Source organism: Acetobacter senegalensis (assembly GCF_001580995.1).
GTDB classification, from domain to species: domain Bacteria; phylum Pseudomonadota; class Alphaproteobacteria; order Acetobacterales; family Acetobacteraceae; genus Acetobacter; species Acetobacter senegalensis.
Genome location: NZ_LHZU01000001.1, coordinates 1 through 501 on the forward strand (window position 1 = coordinate 1; position 501 = coordinate 501).

1 protein-coding gene is annotated in these 501 nt (G+C 58.1%); it reads left to right on the plus strand.

The window, feature by feature from the left end:
- Positions 1-501, plus strand: a 501-nt coding sequence (locus AD948_RS00005; protein ID WP_408736048.1) for a cobaltochelatase CobT-related protein, incomplete at both ends; no start/stop codon positions are given.

Below are 501 nucleotides of genomic sequence, written 5' to 3' on the forward strand. Positions count from 1 at the left end.
TGGACAATTCCGGTTCCATGCGGGGCCGCCCTATTTCCGTGGCAGCTTCCTGCGGGGATATTCTTGCCCGCACGCTGGAACGCTGCGGGGTGAAGGTGGAAATTCTCGGCTTCACCACGCGCGCGTGGAAAGGGGGCCAGAGCCGTGAAAAATGGCTGCAGGATGGAAAGCCGCCAGAACCCGGCCGCCTGAATGATCTGCGTCACATCATTTACAAAGCGGCCGATATGCCGTGGCGCCGCGCCCGCACTAATCTGGGGCTCATGCTGCGCGAAGGCCTGCTGAAAGAAAATATTGATGGCGAAGCCCTGCTATGGGCATGGAAGCGCCTGAAAAACCGGCCGGAATCCCGCAAGATTCTGATGGTGATTTCAGATGGCGCTCCGGTGGATGACAGCACGCTTTCCGTTAATCCGGGCTCCTATCTTGAAGATCACCTGCGTGAGGTGATCCATATGATTGAAGATCGCAGCCCCGTGGAACTGACAGCAATCGGCATCG